The organism is Pelomonas margarita, from assembly GCF_043555875.1.
GTDB classification, from domain to species: Bacteria; Pseudomonadota; Gammaproteobacteria; order Burkholderiales; family Burkholderiaceae_C; genus Pelomonas; species Pelomonas margarita.
Map to the genome: position 1 here is coordinate 167,067 of NZ_JBIGHW010000002.1, position 16,789 is coordinate 183,855.

Annotated in this window: 10 protein-coding genes; 4 read left to right on the top strand and 6 right to left on the bottom strand. The window is 68.3% G+C overall.

What is annotated here, in order from left to right:
* Positions 1–45: 45 nt before the first annotated feature.
* Positions 46–1,740, top strand: coding sequence for an AMP-binding protein (locus ACG0Z3_RS04365; protein ID WP_394395648.1), 1,695 nt, complete (start codon positions 46–48; stop codon positions 1,738–1,740).
* Between the two features lie 124 nt (positions 1,741–1,864).
* Here the strand turns inward: ACG0Z3_RS04365 and ACG0Z3_RS04370 are convergent, their stop codons facing one another.
* Complete coding sequence (locus tag ACG0Z3_RS04370; protein WP_394395650.1) at positions 1,865–2,782, bottom strand: substrate binding domain-containing protein; 918 nt, start codon at positions 2,780–2,782, stop codon at positions 1,865–1,867.
* Positions 2,783–2,957: 175 nt separating this feature from the next.
* Here ACG0Z3_RS04370 and ACG0Z3_RS04375 point away from each other — a divergent pair, with 175 nt between their 5' ends.
* Positions 2,958–5,129, top strand: coding sequence for a malate synthase G (locus tag ACG0Z3_RS04375; RefSeq protein ID WP_394395652.1), 2,172 nt, complete (start codon positions 2,958–2,960; stop codon positions 5,127–5,129).
* 35 nt (positions 5,130–5,164) lie between these two features.
* Here ACG0Z3_RS04375 and ACG0Z3_RS04380 read toward each other — a convergent pair whose 3' ends face one another.
* Positions 5,165–5,401, bottom strand: a complete 237-nt coding sequence (locus ACG0Z3_RS04380; protein WP_394395655.1) for a hypothetical protein — start codon at positions 5,399–5,401, stop codon at positions 5,165–5,167.
* A gap of 108 nt (positions 5,402–5,509) precedes the next feature.
* Positions 5,510–8,386, bottom strand: a complete 2,877-nt coding sequence (locus ACG0Z3_RS04385; protein WP_394395657.1) for a TonB-dependent receptor domain-containing protein — start codon at positions 8,384–8,386, stop codon at positions 5,510–5,512.
* Between the two features lie 621 nt (positions 8,387–9,007).
* Here ACG0Z3_RS04385 and ACG0Z3_RS04390 point away from each other — a divergent pair.
* Both ACG0Z3_RS04390 and ACG0Z3_RS04395 read left to right on the top strand, forming a co-directional pair.
* The gene (locus ACG0Z3_RS04390) at positions 9,008–11,947 is read left to right on the top strand and encodes a TonB-dependent receptor plug domain-containing protein (RefSeq protein WP_394395659.1); all 2,940 of its coding nucleotides are present in this window, start codon (positions 9,008–9,010) and stop codon (positions 11,945–11,947) included.
* A 96-nt stretch (positions 11,948–12,043) separates the two neighbouring features.
* Positions 12,044–13,276, top strand: a complete 1,233-nt coding sequence (locus ACG0Z3_RS04395; protein ID WP_394395660.1) for an NAD(P)/FAD-dependent oxidoreductase — start codon at positions 12,044–12,046, stop codon at positions 13,274–13,276.
* A 76-nt stretch (positions 13,277–13,352) separates the two neighbouring features.
* Here the strand turns inward: ACG0Z3_RS04395 and pcaF are convergent, their stop codons facing one another.
* The 3 genes from pcaF to ACG0Z3_RS04410 are packed head-to-tail and all read right to left on the bottom strand — an operon-like array spanning position 13,353 to position 16,761.
* Entirely contained in the window at positions 13,353–14,558 is a 1,206-nt protein-coding gene (gene pcaF / locus ACG0Z3_RS04400) for a 3-oxoadipyl-CoA thiolase (RefSeq protein WP_394395661.1), read from the bottom strand.
* Entirely contained in the window at positions 14,555–15,967 is a 1,413-nt protein-coding gene (locus tag ACG0Z3_RS04405) for a 3-hydroxyacyl-CoA dehydrogenase (RefSeq protein ID WP_394395662.1), read from the bottom strand. Before ACG0Z3_RS04405 ends, pcaF begins: the two co-directional genes overlap by 4 nt.
* Positions 15,964–16,761 carry an enoyl-CoA hydratase-related protein gene (locus ACG0Z3_RS04410; RefSeq protein WP_394395663.1) on the bottom strand — a complete coding sequence of 266 codons (798 nt, stop codon included), beginning with the start codon at positions 16,759–16,761 and terminating at the stop codon, positions 15,964–15,966. Before ACG0Z3_RS04410 ends, ACG0Z3_RS04405 begins: the two co-directional genes overlap by 4 nt.
* Positions 16,762–16,789 lie beyond the last annotated feature (28 nt).

Consider the following 16,789-nt stretch of genomic DNA (forward strand, 5'->3'; position numbering starts at 1 on the left):
GCGGTAACTTCGCGGCTCCCGAACAAGAAGCCCCTGGAGACATTCATGGCCACCATCGCCGCTGACCAGCTCGCCCTGCAACGCCTCTACCACTGGGAGCGCAGTGCCGGCCAGACCGTGACGCTGACGCAACCCATGGGCGCAGGCAACGTCAAGGACTTCACCTGGGCCCAGGTGGGTGACCAGGTGCGCCGCATGGCGGCCCACCTCCAGGCGCGCGGCGCCGCCGAGGGCTGGCCGGCTGACGCCAAGGTCGCCATCCTGTCCAAGAACTGCGCCTGGTGGCTGATGAGCGACCTGGCCATCTGGATGGCTGGTTATGTCAGCGTGCCGCTGTACCCGACGCTGGCGCCCGAGACCATCTCGCAGATCCTGGAGCACAGCGAGTCGCGCTTCATCTTCATCGGCAAGCTCGACGGCTGGGAGGGCATGAAGCCCGGCGTGCCGGCCCACCTGCCCGGTGCGAGCTACGCGCTGTCGCCCGACGACGCCAAGAAGACCTACGAAGGCTGGGACGCCATCTGTGCCCGCACCGAGCCGCTGAAGGCCTCGCCCGTGCGCGGCGCCGACGAGCTCTGCACGCTGATCTACACCTCCGGCACCACCGGCCTGCCCAAGGGCGTGATGCACACCTTCGGCGCCTTTGCCTGGGCAGTGGACGCCGGACTGAAGCGCATCCCCATGGTGGGCTCGGACCGCATGCTGTCCTACCTGCCGCTGGCCCACGTCGTGGAGCGCACGCTGGTGGAGCACGGCTGGCTGGCGCGCGGCATCAAGATCTTCTTTGCCGAGTCGCTGGACACCTTCACCGCCGACCTGCAGCGCGCGCTGCCGACGGTGTTCTTCAGCGTGCCGCGCCTGTGGGTCAAGTTCCAGCAGGGCGTGCAGGCCAAGATGCCGCCGCAGAAGATGAACAAGCTGCTGCGCCTGCCGATCATCGGCGGCCTGGTGCGCAAGAAGGTGCTGAAGGCGCTGGGGCTCAACCACTGCAAGTTCGCCGCCGGCGGCGCCGCGCCCATGCCGGTGGCGCTGCTGGAGTGGTACGCCACGCTGGGCCTGCACATCAACGAGGGCTACGGCATGACCGAGAACCTCGCGCTGTCCCACCTGACCCTGCCCGGCAAGAACCAGCGCGGCACCGTGGGCCCAGCCTACGAGGGCGTGCAGGTGCGCATCGACCCCGCGTCGGGCGAGCTGCAGATGCGCAGCCCCGCCGTCATGCTGGGCTACTACAAGGCGCCCGAGCAGACGCGCGACAGCTTCACCGAGGACGGCTGGCTGCGCACCGGCGACAAGGCCAGCCAGGACAAAGACGGCTGCGTGCGCATCACGGGCCGCGTGAAGGACCTGTTCAAGACCAGCAAGGGCAAGTACGTGGCGCCCGCGCCCATCGAGGACAAGCTGGGCATGAACCCCGCCATCGAGGCCGTCTGCGTGGCCGGCGCCAACCTGGGCCAGCCGCTGGGCATCGCGATGCTGTCGCCGCAGGGCGTGGAGCGGGCCACCAGCGATGCTGCCGGCCTGCAGGCCGAACTGGCCCGGCACCTGGAGGACGTCAACGCCAAGCTGGACCCGCATGAGCAGCTGGACACGCTGGTGCTCATCAAGACGCCGTGGACGGTGGACAACGGCTTCATCACGCCCACCTTCAAGGTCAAGCGCAACCGCGTGGAAGAGGTCTACGGCGGCAAGCTGGAAAGCTGGGTGGGCAAGCGGTCCAAGGTGCAGTTCGGGGACTGACGTGCCCCTCGCCCAGTCCTGGGCTGCTGCACGCGGGCAGGCCTGGTCGGTCTTGCAGACCGCGCCGCGGCTTGCGCCGCAGCTCTCAGGAGCGGCCCGGCGCTCGGCCCGCACGAAAGCCGCGTCAACCGCGCCAGTACTCCGCTCGCCCGTAGTGCGCCCGCAGATGCTCCACCCACAACCGCGTTCGCAGCGGCAGGTGGCGTGACTGCGGGAACACGGCGTAGATGCCGTTGGGCGGCGCGGCGAAGTCGTCCAGCACGGTGACGAGCCGGCCGGCCGCGAGGTCGGCCTCCACCTCCCAGGTGCTGCGCCACGCGATGCCCAGGCCCTGCACGCACCAGTCGTGCAGCACCTGGCCGTCGCTGCAGTCCAGCCGGCCCTGTGTGCGGGTCTCGGGCCGCAGGTGCTGTACCGCGCCATCGACCTGGAAGGCCCAGCCGCGCACCTGGCTGGCTTCGGAACTCAGCGTCAGGCAGGCATGTCGCGCCAGCTCGTCGGGGTGGCGCGGCACGCCAGCGCGCTTCAGGTAGCCCGGCGACGCAACGCACAGGCGCCGGTTGTCGGCCAGCCGCGTGCTGACGAGGCTGGAGTCCGGCAGGTCGCCCACGCGCACCGCGCAGTCGAAGCCCTCGTGCACGATGTCCACGACGCGGTCGCTGAGATTCAGCGACAGGCTGAGTTCGGCATGCTCGGCGAGAAAAGCCGGCACCAGCGGCGCCACGTGGCGGCGGCCGAAGCCGGCCGGCGCCGTCACGCGCAGATGGCCGCTGGCCTTCAGCCCGCCGGCGCTGACGGCGGCTTCAGCGTCGGCCAGCGATGCGATGAGGCGCTGGCAGTCCTCCAGGAAGGCCTGGCCCTCGGGCGTCAGCGTCAGCCGCCGCGTCGTGCGCAGCATCAACTTCACGCCCAGCCGCGCCTCCAGCGCATCCAGCCGCCGGCCCATGACGGCGGGCGCCAGCCCTTCCGCCGCCGCCGCCGCCGTCAGGCTGCCCTTGGCCGCCACGAGCACGAAGGACTCCATCTGCTTGAGCTTGTCCATGTGCCGATTGTGCTGACTGACGAACGCAAAGACAGCGTTTTCACGCCCCATCTTTGCGTTTTCGTCACAGATTCCCTGCGTGCACGGCTGCGAATCGAGGGCTCGCGCGGCGGCAAGATGCACGGCAATCTCTCGTCGATTTCACAGCGTTCTTCGCCTTCCCAGGAGCTTGTCCATGTCCACCACCCGCACCCCTCTCCACCGCCTGCAGGTCGACGCCGACCTGGCCCGCTTCATAGCCACCGAGGTGCTGCCCGGCACCGGCGTCGCGCCGGACGCGTTCTGGGCCGGCTTCAGCGCCATCGCGCATGACCTGGCCCCCAAGAACCGCGCGCTGCTTGCCGAGCGCGACCGCCTGCAGTCCGAGATGGACGCCTGGCACGAGGCCCACCCCGGCCCCATCACGGACATGCCGGCCTACCGCGCGCATCTGGCACGCATCGGCTACCTCGTCGAGCCGCCGGCGCAGGTGCAGGCGACGACGGCCAACGTCGATGCCGAGCTGGCGCTGCAGGCCGGCCCGCAGCTGGTGGTGCCCATCCTGAACGCGCGCTACGCGCTGAACGCGGCCAACGCGCGCTGGGGCTCGCTGTACGACGCGCTGTACGGCACCGACGCGATCCCCGAGACCGACGGCGCCACGCGCGCCGGTGCCTACAACCCGGTGCGCGGCGCCAAGGTCATCGCCTTCGCCCGCCAGGTGCTGGACCAAGCCGCGCCGCTGGCTGCCGGTTCGCACGCAGAGTCGACCGGCTACCGCGTCGAGGGCGGCCAACTGGTCGTCACGCTGGCCTCCGGTGCGACCACGAGCCTCAAGGACGCCGCAGCCTTCGCCGGCTACCAGGGCTCGCCGGAAGCGCCCAGCAGCGTGCTGCTGGTGCACCACGGCCTGCACCTGGACATCCGCATCGACCGCAGCACGCCCATCGGCAAGACCGACGCGGCCGGCGTCGCCGACGTGGTGCTGGAGTCGGCGCTGTCCACCATCCTGGACCTGGAAGACTCCGTCGCCGCCGTCGACGCCGAGGACAAGCTGCTGGCCTACCGCAACTGGCTGGGCATCCAGCTCGGCACGCTGACCGAGGAGGTCGCCAAGGGCGGCACCACCTTCACGCGCCGCCTGAACGCCGACCGCGTTTACACGGCCCCGAACGGTGGCACCGTCACGCTGCACGGCCGCTCGCTAATGTTCGTGCGAAATGTCGGCCACCTGATGACCAACCCGGCCATCCTGCTGGACGACGGCAGCGAGATTCCCGAGGGCATCATGGACGCCGTCGTCACGACGACGATCGCGATGCATGACCTCAAGCGCCGTGGCAACAGCCGCACCGGCAGCGTCTACATCGTGAAGCCCAAGATGCACGGCCCGGCCGAGGTGGCTTTCGCCGCCGAGCTGTTCACGCGCGTCGAGCAGCTGCTGGGCCTGCCCGACAGCACCGTCAAGCTGGGCATCATGGACGAGGAGCGCCGCACGTCCGTCAACCTGAAGGCCTGCATCGCCGCCGCGGCAAGCCGCGTGGCCTTCATCAACACCGGCTTCCTGGACCGCACCGGCGACGAAATGCACACCGCCATGCGCGCCGGCCCCATGCTGCGCAAGGGCGATATGAAGACGTCCAGCTGGATCACGGCCTACGAACGCTCCAACGTGCTGACGGGACTGGCCTGCGGCCTGCGTGGCCGCGCGCAGATCGGCAAGGGCATGTGGGCCATGCCCGACCTGATGGCCGAGATGCTCAAGCAGAAGATCGGCCACCCCAAGGCAGGCGCCAACACCGCTTGGGTGCCGTCGCCCACAGCCGCGACGCTGCATGCGCTGCACTACCACCAGGTCAGCGTGAGCGCCGTACAGCAAGAGCTGGAGAAGGTGGACCTGGCCGCCGAGCGCGAAGGCATCCTGAACGCGCTGCTGACCATCCCCGTCGCGCCCCGGGCCGACTGGACACCCGAGCAGCGCCAGCAGGAGCTGGACAACAACGTGCAGGGCATCCTGGGCTACGTGGTGCGCTGGGTGGACCAGGGCGTGGGCTGCTCCAAGGTGCCCGACATCAACGGCGTGGGCCTGATGGAAGACCGTGCCACGCTGCGCATCAGCAGCCAGCACATCGCCAACTGGCTGCGCCACGGCATCGTGACGGCGAGCCAGGTGCGCGAGACCTTCACCCGCATGGCCCAGGTGGTGGACGGCCAGAACGCCGGCGACCCGGCCTACCTGCCGCTGGCCGCCCACCCGCAGGGCGCGGCCATGCAGGCGGCGCTGGATCTCGTCTTCAAGGGCGAAGCCCAGCCCAGCGGCTACACCGAGCCGCTGCTGCATGCGTGGCGGCTGCGGGTCAAGGGCTGAGGGCGGCGGCGCGGCCGACGCCGCGCCCACCCTCGTCAGCGCCCCAGTGATTGCTCGGACGCTGGCGGCTGTCGGACGTTGTCCATCATCTGGCGCGACTCCTTCTCGTGCCTGGCCACCTCATCGGCATCGCGGCACACCTTGACGTAGTGCGCGAGTCCGGTCGGCTTCTCGCGATGGCACACCTGCGTCTTTCCCTCCTGCGGCGCTGGCGGCGCAACCGCGCAGCCGACCATGGCCAGCAAGCCCAGCGCTGACAACAGACTCTTCATCGGAACCCCTTCGCCAGATCGTTGGCAATCGCGCACAAAGCGCCACACACAAAAACGCCCGGCGGCTGCCGGGCGCTGCGAGACCGTCAAACGGCTGCGATCAGTTCATCAGAACTTGGCGGTCGCCGTCACCGAGTAGCGACGGCCGATCACGTCGTACCACTGCGGGAAGGTGTTGCCGCTGTTCGTGGTTGTCGTGCCGATGGTGTTGCCAACAATCGGCGGCTTCTTGCCGAACGCGTTGTTGACAGTCATCGACAGACCGAAGTTCTTGGTGACCTGCCAAGAACCGTTCAGGTCCACGTAGTTGACGTTCTTGATCTTGGCAAAGGCCGGCAGGTAGGGCGAACCGCCCGGCTCTTCCTCGGTACCGCCAATGAAGCGCCACACATAGCCGGCGCTGAAGTCGCCCATGGACCACGTTGCACGCTGCGTGAAGCGAAGCTTGGAGGTCGGGCCTCCGCAGCTGGTGCCGTAGTAGCCCACGCAGTCCAGCGTCGGCAATGTCGGCAGCGACTTGAAGTCCCACTTGCTGACGTACGAGGCGATCAAGCCCAGGTCGACGCGGCCCATACCGGCCAGGTTGAGCCGGTAATTGGCGCCCAGATCAATGCCGGACACGTCATACGCACCCAGGTTGGACGACTGCGTGACCACACCAGGACCACCATTCATCGAACCCGTCAGCGGATCGCGCACGATCAGCTGGCACATCGCGTTGTAACCCAGCGTCGGGTTCAGGCCCGTCGTGTTGTAGCAACCCTGGATGACCTGCGTCGTCGTGGGCGACGAGACCGCCTTCTTGATCTTGATGCGGTAGTAATCCAGCGTCAGGCTCAGGTTGTTGGCGAACGTCGGCTCCCAGACGATGCCGAAGGTCGTCGTGTCGGCTTCCTCAGGACCCAGATTGGGATTGCCACCGCTGGTGTTGTTGATCTGACCGGCGGAAGGATTCGGCACGAAACCGACCTGACTGCCTGGCACGCCCGTCTGACGGCACAGGCTGCTCAACGTACCCGCAGTATTGGCATCACCCGTGTTGATACGGTTGCCCGCGCAGGGGTCCACAGCCAGGTTGGACAGGCCCGTGATCACCGGCGCGTACAGCTCATTCACGTTGGGCGCGCGCGTTGCACGCTGTTGCATGCCACGCACGCGCACCCCGCGCATGGGGGCCCAGTCCAGGCCGGCCTTCCAGCTGCCGTATTCCTGGCTGCTGGCGGTGGTCTTGAACTCGGTGTGGCGGTAGCCCAGCTCCAGGTTGACCGCTTGCGCCAGCGGCAAGCCCGACAGCAGAGGCACGATGGACTCCACATACGCCTCGCTCAGCTTGAGCGTGCCGCTGCGGTCAGGGGTTGGCGCGCCGGTGCCCAGCACTTCACCCTGGATCTGCGAAGGGCCATCGCTCTGGTTGCCGCCCTTCACCTCGCGGCTCTCCAAGCCCACGGCAGCGCTGACCGGCGCCTTGGCCCAGGGGCTCTTGAGCATGGCGATCTCGCCGTTCGCGCTGGCCGCCACCACGTTCTGCTTGACCGAGGTGTTGGACACCGACGACAGGTTGACGAAATTAATCATCTGCTGCGTCAGCGAGCCCTCCGCGCCGAAGATGTTCAGCGGCACGCAGCCGTTGGTCGCGGTAATGCACGTGGTGGTGTTCACGGCGCGCAGCGCCTGCTGCACCTTGCTGAACGACCCCCAGTTGATACGCGACGAGACCTGGTCGGCCGTACCGCGCTGCAGGTAGGCGTCGAAGCTCCAGTCGGTGAACGGCAGGTCACCGCGCACACCGACGGTGAACTGGTTCAGCGTGTTCTGGAAGTCATTGATGCGAGGGCCCAGTTCCGTGAACCGACGCGCAACGATGAGCGGCACTTCGGTGGTGTTGCCCAGCACGCAGTTGGCCGCAGCAATGCTCTGGGCCGCACAGATCTGCTCACGGGCAGCCTGCGGGATGAAGGGGTTGCCGATAGGCACCCGGTAAGTCGACGTGAACGAGCCCGTGGGCGCCAGGTTCAGCACCACCGAACTGCGCGTGTGGAACAGCTCGCTGTAGGCCTCGATGCCAGGGGTGATCTCGTAGCGGCCCAGCGCCGTGATCTGCGTGCGCTTGAGCGGCGTCTCGTAATAGTTCAGCGGGTTGAAGTTGTACTCATCGGCCTGGGTCGAGGCACGCAGGCGGCCGGTGCTGCCGTCCAGCACGTACAGGCCCGTGGTGCTGGGCAGCAACGCACCCAGGCCCGTCACCGACCAGTGCGCGGGTGTGGAGGTGGCGGAGCCTGACCCCAGACCGTTCACCGAGTTCAGCGACACGGCGCCCCACGGGCGCTCGCCCTGGCGGACGGCGTCGGTGGTGGTGGTGCCGATGCTGAGCACCACATTGCCCTTGCCGCCGTCAAAGTTGCCGCCCATGGTCAGGTCGGCACGGCGGCGCTTGGCATCGCCCTCTTCGGAGGCACCGTAGGTTGCGCTCGCCACAAGGCCGCTGAAATTGCGCTTCATCACGAAGTTCACCACGCCGGCCACGGCATCAGCGCCGTACACCGCAGAGGCACCGCCCGTGACCAGGTCCACGCGCTCCAGCAGCGCCACCGGGATGGCATTGGTGTCAACCACGCCGGTCAGCGTCGAGGGCACCAGGCGCCGCCCGTTGACCAGGACCAGCGAACGGTTGGTACCCAGGCCGCGCAGGTCGATGGTGGCGAAGCCGCCGGAGCCGTTGTTGGTGCCCGAACCAATGGCCGGCATCGCTGCAGGCAATGAACGGAACAGCTCTTCGACCCCGACAGGCTGCGAGGCATTGATTTCGGCGGTGGTCACCGACGTGATCGGGCTGCTGGAGGCCGCGCCCAGCGACTTGATGCGCGTGCCGGTGATCTCGACGCGCTCGAGTTTCTGGGCGTCCGCGCCCTGAGCGAATGCGGTGACGGCACCAAAAGTGCCGATCAGCGCCAGCGCGGCAGCGCTGCAGGCATTGCGTTTGAACATCTACTTCTCCTTTGTGGGGATGTCTGAGCTTGTGGCTGAGTAAGGAACGGAACTGCGATCGGCAACGCGATCGTCTTTCACGCATCGAGTCTGGCAAGGCGCGCATGCGCGGCGTCTCGGGATACTCCCAATGGACCGCCTGCAAGTGCCAAAAGACAGGGGTTTCACTAGCATGTAGCGTGCCAACGTGTTGCTGCACATCCACAAATCCTGTCAATCCCGTCCTGCGCGTTGACAGCCACCCCAGCGCTCCAAAGGGCATCTCCGGCGGTGTCGCCCTCCTCGCAACGCTTTTTCAGCCTCTCCGCCGCCGAAGCTGTCTCTTTCCTGTCACAACCGGCCTGCGGCTTTACCCAACCCACCCCGAGCCCGAACCCGGCACCGCCTCACGCAGAAAAACCACAGTAAATCAGCCACTTAGCACTCACCACCACCGGCTGACACGAATCCCCTGGCCACCAAACGGGGATGCAAACACCCCGCCCCTGGACTTTCCCTGAGCACGAAACCCGCCATAGCGTCGGGACAATGGCGACCGCTTCCCCCATCGGGAGAACGTGCAGGCACCTGACTCTGGCGCCTCGCGGTGTTCATGACCTATCCGGTCAACTTGGAGTGCTCATGCATAAACGAACCCTGATCTCTACCGCTGCAGTGGCAGCCCTGGGATTCTTCACGTCCTCCGCCTTCGCCCAGGCACAGGGCAACGCCCAGCAGCTGGAGCGTGTCGAAGTCACCGGCAGCCGCATCCTGTCGCTGAACGCTGAATCGGCCGCGCCCATCCAGGTGCTCAGCGCTGCGGACATCGCCGCCTCCGGCGTGGCCAACCTGCAGGAACTGCTGCTGAAGAACCCGGTGTTCGGCACCCCGGCCATCAGCCGCACCAACTCCAACTTTTCGACGTCCAGCGCCGGCGTGTCCACCGTGGACCTGCGCAACCTGGGCTCCAACCGCACGCTGGTGCTCGTGAACGGCCGCCGCTACGTGTCCGGCGTTCCCGGTGACACGGCAGTCGACTTCAACACCATCCCCGCCGACTTCATCGAGCGTATCGAGGTGATGACCGGCGGCTCCTCGGCCATGTACGGCTCTGACGCCGTGGCCGGCGTGGTCAACGTCATCCTGAAGCGCAATTTCCAGGGCCTGCGCATGGACGCGCAAGTCGGCGTGAGCGAAGAAGGCGACGACAAGAAGAAGAAGGTCAGCGTGACCTTCGGCATGAACGGTGCTGACGGTCAGGGCAACCTGATGGTCAACCTGTCGGCCAGCCAGCAGGGCGCCGTGTACTCGCGGGATCGTGATTTCGCGGCGGTGGATCAGGCCTCGCGCGGCGCCTTCGTGACCGGTGATGTGGCAGACATCTTCACCATCCAGCGCCCGTTCTACTCCAGCTTCGCGCCGCAGGGCCGCTTCTTCTACAACGACGGCACAGCCAATCGCAACTTCACCTACAACGCCGCCGGCCAGCAGATCCCGTTCTCCACGAACGGCCCGGCCGGTGACGGTGTTGGCGCCACCGGCTTCAACCGCTCGGCCATCCGCACCATCGCCATTCCGACGGACCGCCTGATGCTGGCCAGCAAGGGCGAGTTCAACCTGAACGATGCGCACAGCGTCTTCTTCGAGGCGAACTACGCCGCCACCAAGACCAAGACCCAGCTTGAACCCTTCCCGCTGGACTCGACCGACCTCGGCGGCCTGATCCCGGCCGAGTTCATGGTCAACGGCGTCAAGATGCGCAACCCCCTGGTGCCGGACACGATCTACAACAATGCGGTTGACCGCGACGGCGACGGCCTGAAGGACTACAACTTCACCCGCCGCATGTCGGACATCGCCAACCGCGGCAGCAAGGCCCAGCGCGATACGTTCCGCCTGCTGGGTGGCGCCAAGGGCGAGATCACCAAGACCTGGTCCTACGACACCTACGCGGCCCACTCGTTCACGAAGGAAGGCCAGACCGGCACCGGCCAGGTCAACGTCATGAACTTCATGAACGCACTGAGCGCAGTGGCCGACGTCAACGACGTCAACGGCAATGGCAACACCACGGAAGCCATCTGCAAGGACGCCATTGCGCGCGCCCAGGGTTGCGTGCCGGCCAATATCTTCGGCGCCAACAAGCTGAGCGCCGACGCGGCCAAGTACATCCACGCGCCTTCGTCGCTGAACACCCGCATCACGCAAACGCTGATCGGCGCCGCCGTGACCGGCGAGCCGTTCGAGCTGCCGGCCGGCCCGCTGGGCGTGGCCTTCGGTGCCGAGTACCGCAAGGAAACGTCGAGCATGGAGTTCGACGCGCTGACGCAGACCGGCCTGAACGCCGGCAATGCGCTGCCCAACACGGCGGGCTCCTTCGACGTGAAGGAAGCCTTTGTCGAAGTGAACGCGCCGCTGCTGAAGAACTTGCCGCTGGTCAAGTCGCTGGACGCCAAGGCCGCCGTTCGCCAGGGCAAGTACTCAACCGTGGGTGACACCACCAGCTGGAACAGCGGCCTGGACTGGGGCATCAACACGACCTTCCGTGTTCGCGCCAACTACGCCGTGTCGACCCGTGCGCCCAACATCGGCGAGCTGTACCAGGCACCGTCGCAGACTTTCCCGACCGGCTTGGTGGACCCCTGCCAGGGCAAGACCCTGACGGGCACCGACGCCGTCTCTGTCGCCTGCCGCACCAACCCCGGTGTGGTCGCCAACATGAACGCCAATGGCGGCGTGTTCAAGCTGACCCAGTCTGACCTGCAAGGCATCAGCGGCTTCGACAGCGGCAACCCCAATCTGGGCGCCGAGAAGGGCAAGTCCACGACCATCGGCATCGTCATCACCCCGAAGACGATCGCCCTGCTGCGTGACTTCACGTTCACGGCCGACTACTACAAGATCAAGATCTCGGACGCGATCAACACCCCGGGACGCCAATACGCACTGAACCAGTGCTACGGCGGTGGCAACACCACGTTCTGCAACTTCATCACCCGTCGTCCGACCGACGTCGGCCCGAACAGCGCCGGCTCGCTGGAGTTCATCGACGAGACCGCAGCCAACACCGGTGGCGACATGGTCGAAGGCGTGGACCTGACCGCCAGCTACCGCACCAAGCTGTTCGGTGGCGTGTTCAATTCGCGCATCGCGTACACCTACATCATGAAGGCGTACAACCAGCCGACACCGCAGGCCGACAAGGACTACTCGCAAGGCGAAGTCGGCAATGCGCGCAACCGCTGGGTGCTGAACCTGGGCTACAACATCGGCAACATCGGTGTGGCAGCCACGACGACCTACTTTGGTCAGTCGTACCTGGACGATGTGTTCATGCGTGACACCTTCGGCAGCACCAACAAGATGGACGGCAAGATCAAGTCGCGTGCCTATCTCGACCTGCAAGCCAACTACAAACTGGGCAAGAGCGAGATCTACTTCGGCATCGACAACGCGACGGCCACCAAGGCGCCTCCGATCATCTCGGGCCTGCCGGGCAACACGACCGGTGCTGAAACCAACGCCAGCGTCTACGATCCTATCGGCCGCCGCTACTACGTCGGCCTGCGCTACAGCCTGTAAAGGCTGTCTCCACGGTGCCTGCTCCGGCAGGTATCGCCAAGGAAAAGCACATCCCCGCGATGTGCTTTTTTTTGCGTGCTCATCCCGCATTGCTCCATGACTGACGCCCTGATCCCGCCCCCCGACGTCCTCATCATCGGCGCCGGCCCCGCCGGCAGCGCCTGCGCGCGCGTGCTGGCGCAGGCCGGCGTGGACGTGTTGCTGGTGGACCAGCACGCGCCGGGCCGCGACAAGACCTGCGGCGACGGCCTCATCCCCGACGCCCATCAGGCGCTCGCGCGGCTGGGGCTGCTGGACGCCGTGATGCAGCGCGCGCAGCACGTGGCGCATGTGGGCTGCATCGGCCCGGGCGGTGGGCGCGTGGATGTGCCGGGCCGCCTGGCCGTGCTGCCGCGCAAGCAGCTGGACGCGCTGCTGCTGCAGGCCGCCCGCGATGCCGGTGCGCGCTTCGAGCAGGCGCGCTTCGAGGCGCCGCTGGAGGAGGCCGGCCGCGTCGTCGGCGCCCGCCTCAAGCGCGGCGACGACCTGCTGGAGGTGCGCACGCCGTGGGTGGTGCTGGCCACCGGGGCGGTGCCCAAGGCGCTGTCTGCCGCCGGCATGTGCGAGCGCCACACACCCAGCGGCGTGGCGCTGCGCGGCTATGTGAAGGCACCGCAGATGGTCGGCAAGATCCAGGCGCTGGAAGTCGTCTGGGACAAGGCGCTGCGGCCGGGCTATGGCTGGATCTTCCCGGCGCCCGACGGCCACTTCAACATCGGCGTGGGCGTCACCAACTCGCACGAGGACCGCGATGGCAAGGGCCAGAAGAAGGACGCCAACCTGCGCGCCATCTTCGACGCCTTCGTCGCCAAGTACCCGCCCGCCGCCGAGCTGATGCGCGTGGGCGAGAAGCAGGGCGAGGGCGAGCAGTGGCTCAAGGGTGCGCCGCTGCGCTTCACGCTGGAGGGCGCGCGCTGGACGCGCCCCGGCCTGCTGGTCACTGGCGAGGCGGCGGGCTCCACCTACTCCTTCACGGGCGAGGGCATCGGCAAGGCGATGGAGACAGGCATGCTGGCCGCCGACGCGATGCTGGCCCACCGCCACGAGGCCGACGGCGACGCGGCCGTGCGCGCCCGCTACGAAGCCGGGCTGGCCGCATTGAAGCCCAAGTTCAAGCTCTACGAGGCCGCCAACCGCGTCAACGCCCACCCCTGGCTGGCCGACCTCGTGATCTGGCGCGCCCGCAAGAGCGAGCGCGTGCTGCGCCGCCTCAGCGGCGTGCTCAACGAGACCAGCAACCCGGGCAACATCGTCAGCCTCAAGGGCATCACGCGGCTGTTCCTGGAGTGAACAACACCCCTCGCACATCGCCCAAGGCGGGCCGGCTTGGGGCGGCCCAGCGCTCGGCCCGCACAGCCCGCGCTCGCTATGCGCGTTCGATCACGAGCGCGATGCCCTGGCCCACACCGATGCACATCGTGCACAGCGCGTAGCGGCCGCCGGTCACTTCCAGCTGATTGACGGCCGTCGTCACCAGCCGCGCACCGCTGGCGCCCAGCGGGTGGCCCAGCGCGATGGCGCCGCCGTTGGGGTTCACGCGGGCGTCGTCGTCAGCCAGGCCCAGATCGCGCAGCACCGCGAGGCCTTGCGCGGCGAAGGCCTCGTTCAGCTCGATGACGTCCATCTGCGCCAGCGTCAGGCCGGTCAGCGCCAGCACCTTGCGCGTGGCCGGCGCCGGGCCGATGCCCATGATGCGCGGCGCCACGCCGGCCGTGGCCATGCCCACCACACGAGCGCGCGGCGTGAGGCCGTGGCGGGCGGCGTCCGCCTCGCTGACCAGCAGCAGCGCGCAGGCGCCGTCGTTGACGCCGCTGGCGTTGCCGGCCGTCACGCTGCCCTCGGGCGTCACCACGCCCTTGAGCCTGGCCAACGCGGCCAGGCTGGTCTCGCGCGGGTGTTCGTCCAGCGTCACGCGTAGCGCCTCGCCCTTCTTCTGCGGCACGTCCACCGGCACGATCTCGCGGGCAAAGAAACCGCGCTGCTGAGCGGCGAGCGCCTTGGTCTGTGAGGCCAGCGCCATGCGGTCCTGCGCCTCGCGCTCGATGCCGAAATCACGCGCCACGTTCTCGGCGGTTTCGGGCATGGCGTCCACGCCGTATTGCGACTTCATCAGCTTGTTGACGAAGCGCCAGCCGATGGTGGTGTCGTACACCGCGTTGCTGCGGCTGAAGGCGCTCTCGGCCTTGGGCATCACAAACGGCGCGCGGCTCATGCTCTCGACGCCGCCGGCAATCATCAGCCCGGCCTCGCCGGCCCGGATGGCACGCGCAGCGCTGCCCACGGCGTCCAAGCCCGAGCCGCACAGGCGGTTGATGGTGGCGCCCGGCACGTCCACCGGCAGGCCGGCCAGCAGCGCAGCCATGCGGGCGACGTTGCGGTTGTCTTCACCGGCCTGGTTGGCGCAGCCGTACAGCACGTCGGTCACCTGCGCCCAGTCGACGTTGGGGTTGCGGGCCATCAAGGCCTTGAGCGGCAGAGCGCCGAGGTCGTCGGCGCGGATGCTGGACAGCGCGCCGCCATAACGGCCGAAGGGCGTGCGGATGGCGTCGCAGATGAAAGCGTGAGGACTCATCGGAGGTAGGGGCTCACGCGGTAGCGCTCGCCACGGTGGTGTTGATCGAGTCGGTCCAGCAGGGCCACGACGGCCCGGCGGTCCCAGCGGCCCAGCCACTCGAAGGGGCCGGCCGGGTAGTTCACGCCGAGCTTCATCGCCGCGTCGGCGCCAGCCGGGTCGCACACGCCCTGCTGCACGGCATCGGCGGCTTCGTTGATGAGCATGGCGAGGGTGCGTGCCACCACAAGGCCCGGCACGTCGGCCACGGCGCGCGGCGTCAGGCCCAGCACGCCCAACCAGGCCGCCGTGGCCGCGTCACCGGCGTAGGCCAGGTCGCCCGTGGCGCCCAGCGGCAGGTCGAATACCGCGGCGCCATGCGCCAGCTCGGCCGCGCGGCGGCCGTCGGTCAGGCACAGCTGATGGCCGTCCACGCTCAGGCCCACCCAGCTGCTGTCGCGCTCGCGCACGGCCTCGGGCAGCGCGGCGGCGAAGCGCTCGGCCACCTCGCCCTGGCCGTGCACGACCAGTTGCGCCGCCGTCGGCCGGACGAGGTCCACGGCCGGCAGGGCCGGCGCGCCTTCGGGGTAGCGGTAGAAGCCCCGCCCGCTCTTGCGCCCCAGGAAGCCCGCGTCCACCAGCTCCTGCTGCACCAGGCTCGGCGTGAAGCGGCGGTCGAAGAAGTTGGCCGCGAAAACCGAGTTCGTGACCGCGAAGTTGGTGTCATGGCCGATCAGGTCCATCAGCTCGCACGGCCCCATGCGAAAGCCCGCCGCCCGCAGGCAGGCGTCGATGAGCTCGGGCGCAGCCGCGCGCTCCTGCAGCAGCATCAGCGCCTCGGCGTAGTAGGGTCGGGCGATGCGGTTGACGATGAAGCCGGGCGTGGAGCGCGCGTGCACGGCGGTCTTGCCCCAGCGGCCCGCCAGGTCGAACACGGCCTGCGCGACCTCGGGCGCCGTGCCCAGGCCGGACACGACCTCCACCAGCTTCATCAACGGCACCGGGTTGAAGAAGTGCATGCCAACGAGCCGCTCGGGCTTCTTCATGCCACGGGCCAGCGCCGTCACGGAGATGGACGAGGTGTTGGTGGCGATGACGGCATCGTCGGGCAGCAGCGCCTCCAGCTCGGCAAACAGCGCACGCTTCACGTCCAGGTGCTCGACGATGGCCTCGATGACGAGGTCGGCCGGCTGCAACGCCGCCACGGGCGTGATGCTGGCCAGCGTGGCGGCCACGGCCTCGGGCGTGAGCTTGCCCTTGGCGACCAAGCCGTCCAGCGTGGCAGCGAGCTTGGCCTTGGCGGCGTCGGCGGCGCCGTCGCGGGTGTCGAACAGCGCGACGGCGTGGCCGGCCTGGGCGGCCACTTGCGCGATGCCGGCTCCCATGAGGCCGGCGCCGACGACGAGAAGGCGGGCGTTGTCGAGGTTCATTCGGGAGCGTTCCAGTTCGGCTGGCGTTTGCCCAGGAAGGCGGCGAAGCCTTCGCGGGCCTCGGGCGTGGTGCGCACGCGGGCAATCGTCTGCGCGGTGAGTTCGCGCACGTCGACCGTCACCGGGCCGGGCGCGAGGTGGCCATAGAGCTGCTTGATCTCGGCCTGCGCTGCGGGGCCGCAGGCAAGCAGGTCAGCCAGCAGCGCGTCCACGGCGGCGTCCAACTCGGCCAGCGGCACCACGCGCTGCACCAGACCCACGCGCAGCGCCTCGGCGGCGTCGATGCGACTGGCGGTGAGCGCAAGGCGCCGCGCTTCGCGCAGGCCCACGGCATTGACGAGGTGCGGGCCGATGACGGCCGGCAGGATGCCCATACGGGCCTCGCTGACGGCGAAGCTGGCGGCGTCGGACGCGACGGCCATGTCACAGGCCGCCACCAGGCCCACGCCGCCGCCCAAAGCAGCGCCCTGCACGCGGGCCAGCGTCGGCTTCGGGCACTCGGCCATGCGCGCCAGCATGGCCGAGAAGCGGCGGGCATCGGCGAGGTTGTCGTCCTGCGAGGCGGCAGCGGCGCGCTGCATCCACTGCAGGTCAGCCCCGGCGCTGAAGTGCTTGCCGGCACCGGCCAGCACGACGGCGCGCACGGCGGTGTCGGCGCCCAGCATGGCGAAGGCGGCGTCCAGCTCGGCGATCAACACCTCGTCGAAGGCGTTGAACACGGCCGGCCGGGTCATCGTCAGCACGGCCACGCCGTCGGCGCGGCGGTCAAGTTGCAGGGCAGTCCAGTCAGGCATGGCGGCCATTTTGCATTTTCCCGACCGA

Excerpts from the sequence above, each read along its gene's own strand:
- ACG0Z3_RS04390 (WP_394395659.1), top strand. The coding sequence starts at position 9,008 with ATGCATAAACGAACCCTGATCTCTACCGCTGCAGTGGCAGCCCTGGGA.
- ACG0Z3_RS04365 (WP_394395648.1), top strand. The coding sequence starts at position 46 with ATGGCCACCATCGCCGCTGACCAGCTCGCCCTGCAACGCCTCTACCAC.
- ACG0Z3_RS04395 (WP_394395660.1), top strand. The coding sequence starts at position 12,044 with ATGACTGACGCCCTGATCCCGCCCCCCGACGTCCTCATCATCGGCGCC.
- ACG0Z3_RS04375 (WP_394395652.1), top strand. The coding sequence starts at position 2,958 with ATGTCCACCACCCGCACCCCTCTCCACCGCCTGCAGGTCGACGCCGAC.
- ACG0Z3_RS04385 (WP_394395657.1), bottom strand. The coding sequence starts at position 8,386 with ATGTTCAAACGCAATGCCTGCAGCGCTGCCGCGCTGGCGCTGATCGGC.
- ACG0Z3_RS04380 (WP_394395655.1), bottom strand. The coding sequence starts at position 5,401 with ATGAAGAGTCTGTTGTCAGCGCTGGGCTTGCTGGCCATGGTCGGCTGC.
- ACG0Z3_RS04370 (WP_394395650.1), bottom strand. The coding sequence starts at position 2,782 with ATGGACAAGCTCAAGCAGATGGAGTCCTTCGTGCTCGTGGCGGCCAAG.
- ACG0Z3_RS04410 (WP_394395663.1), bottom strand. The coding sequence starts at position 16,761 with ATGCCTGACTGGACTGCCCTGCAACTTGACCGCCGCGCCGACGGCGTG.
- pcaF (WP_394395661.1), bottom strand. The coding sequence starts at position 14,558 with ATGAGTCCTCACGCTTTCATCTGCGACGCCATCCGCACGCCCTTCGGC.
- ACG0Z3_RS04405 (WP_394395662.1), bottom strand. The coding sequence starts at position 15,967 with ATGAACCTCGACAACGCCCGCCTTCTCGTCGTCGGCGCCGGCCTCATG.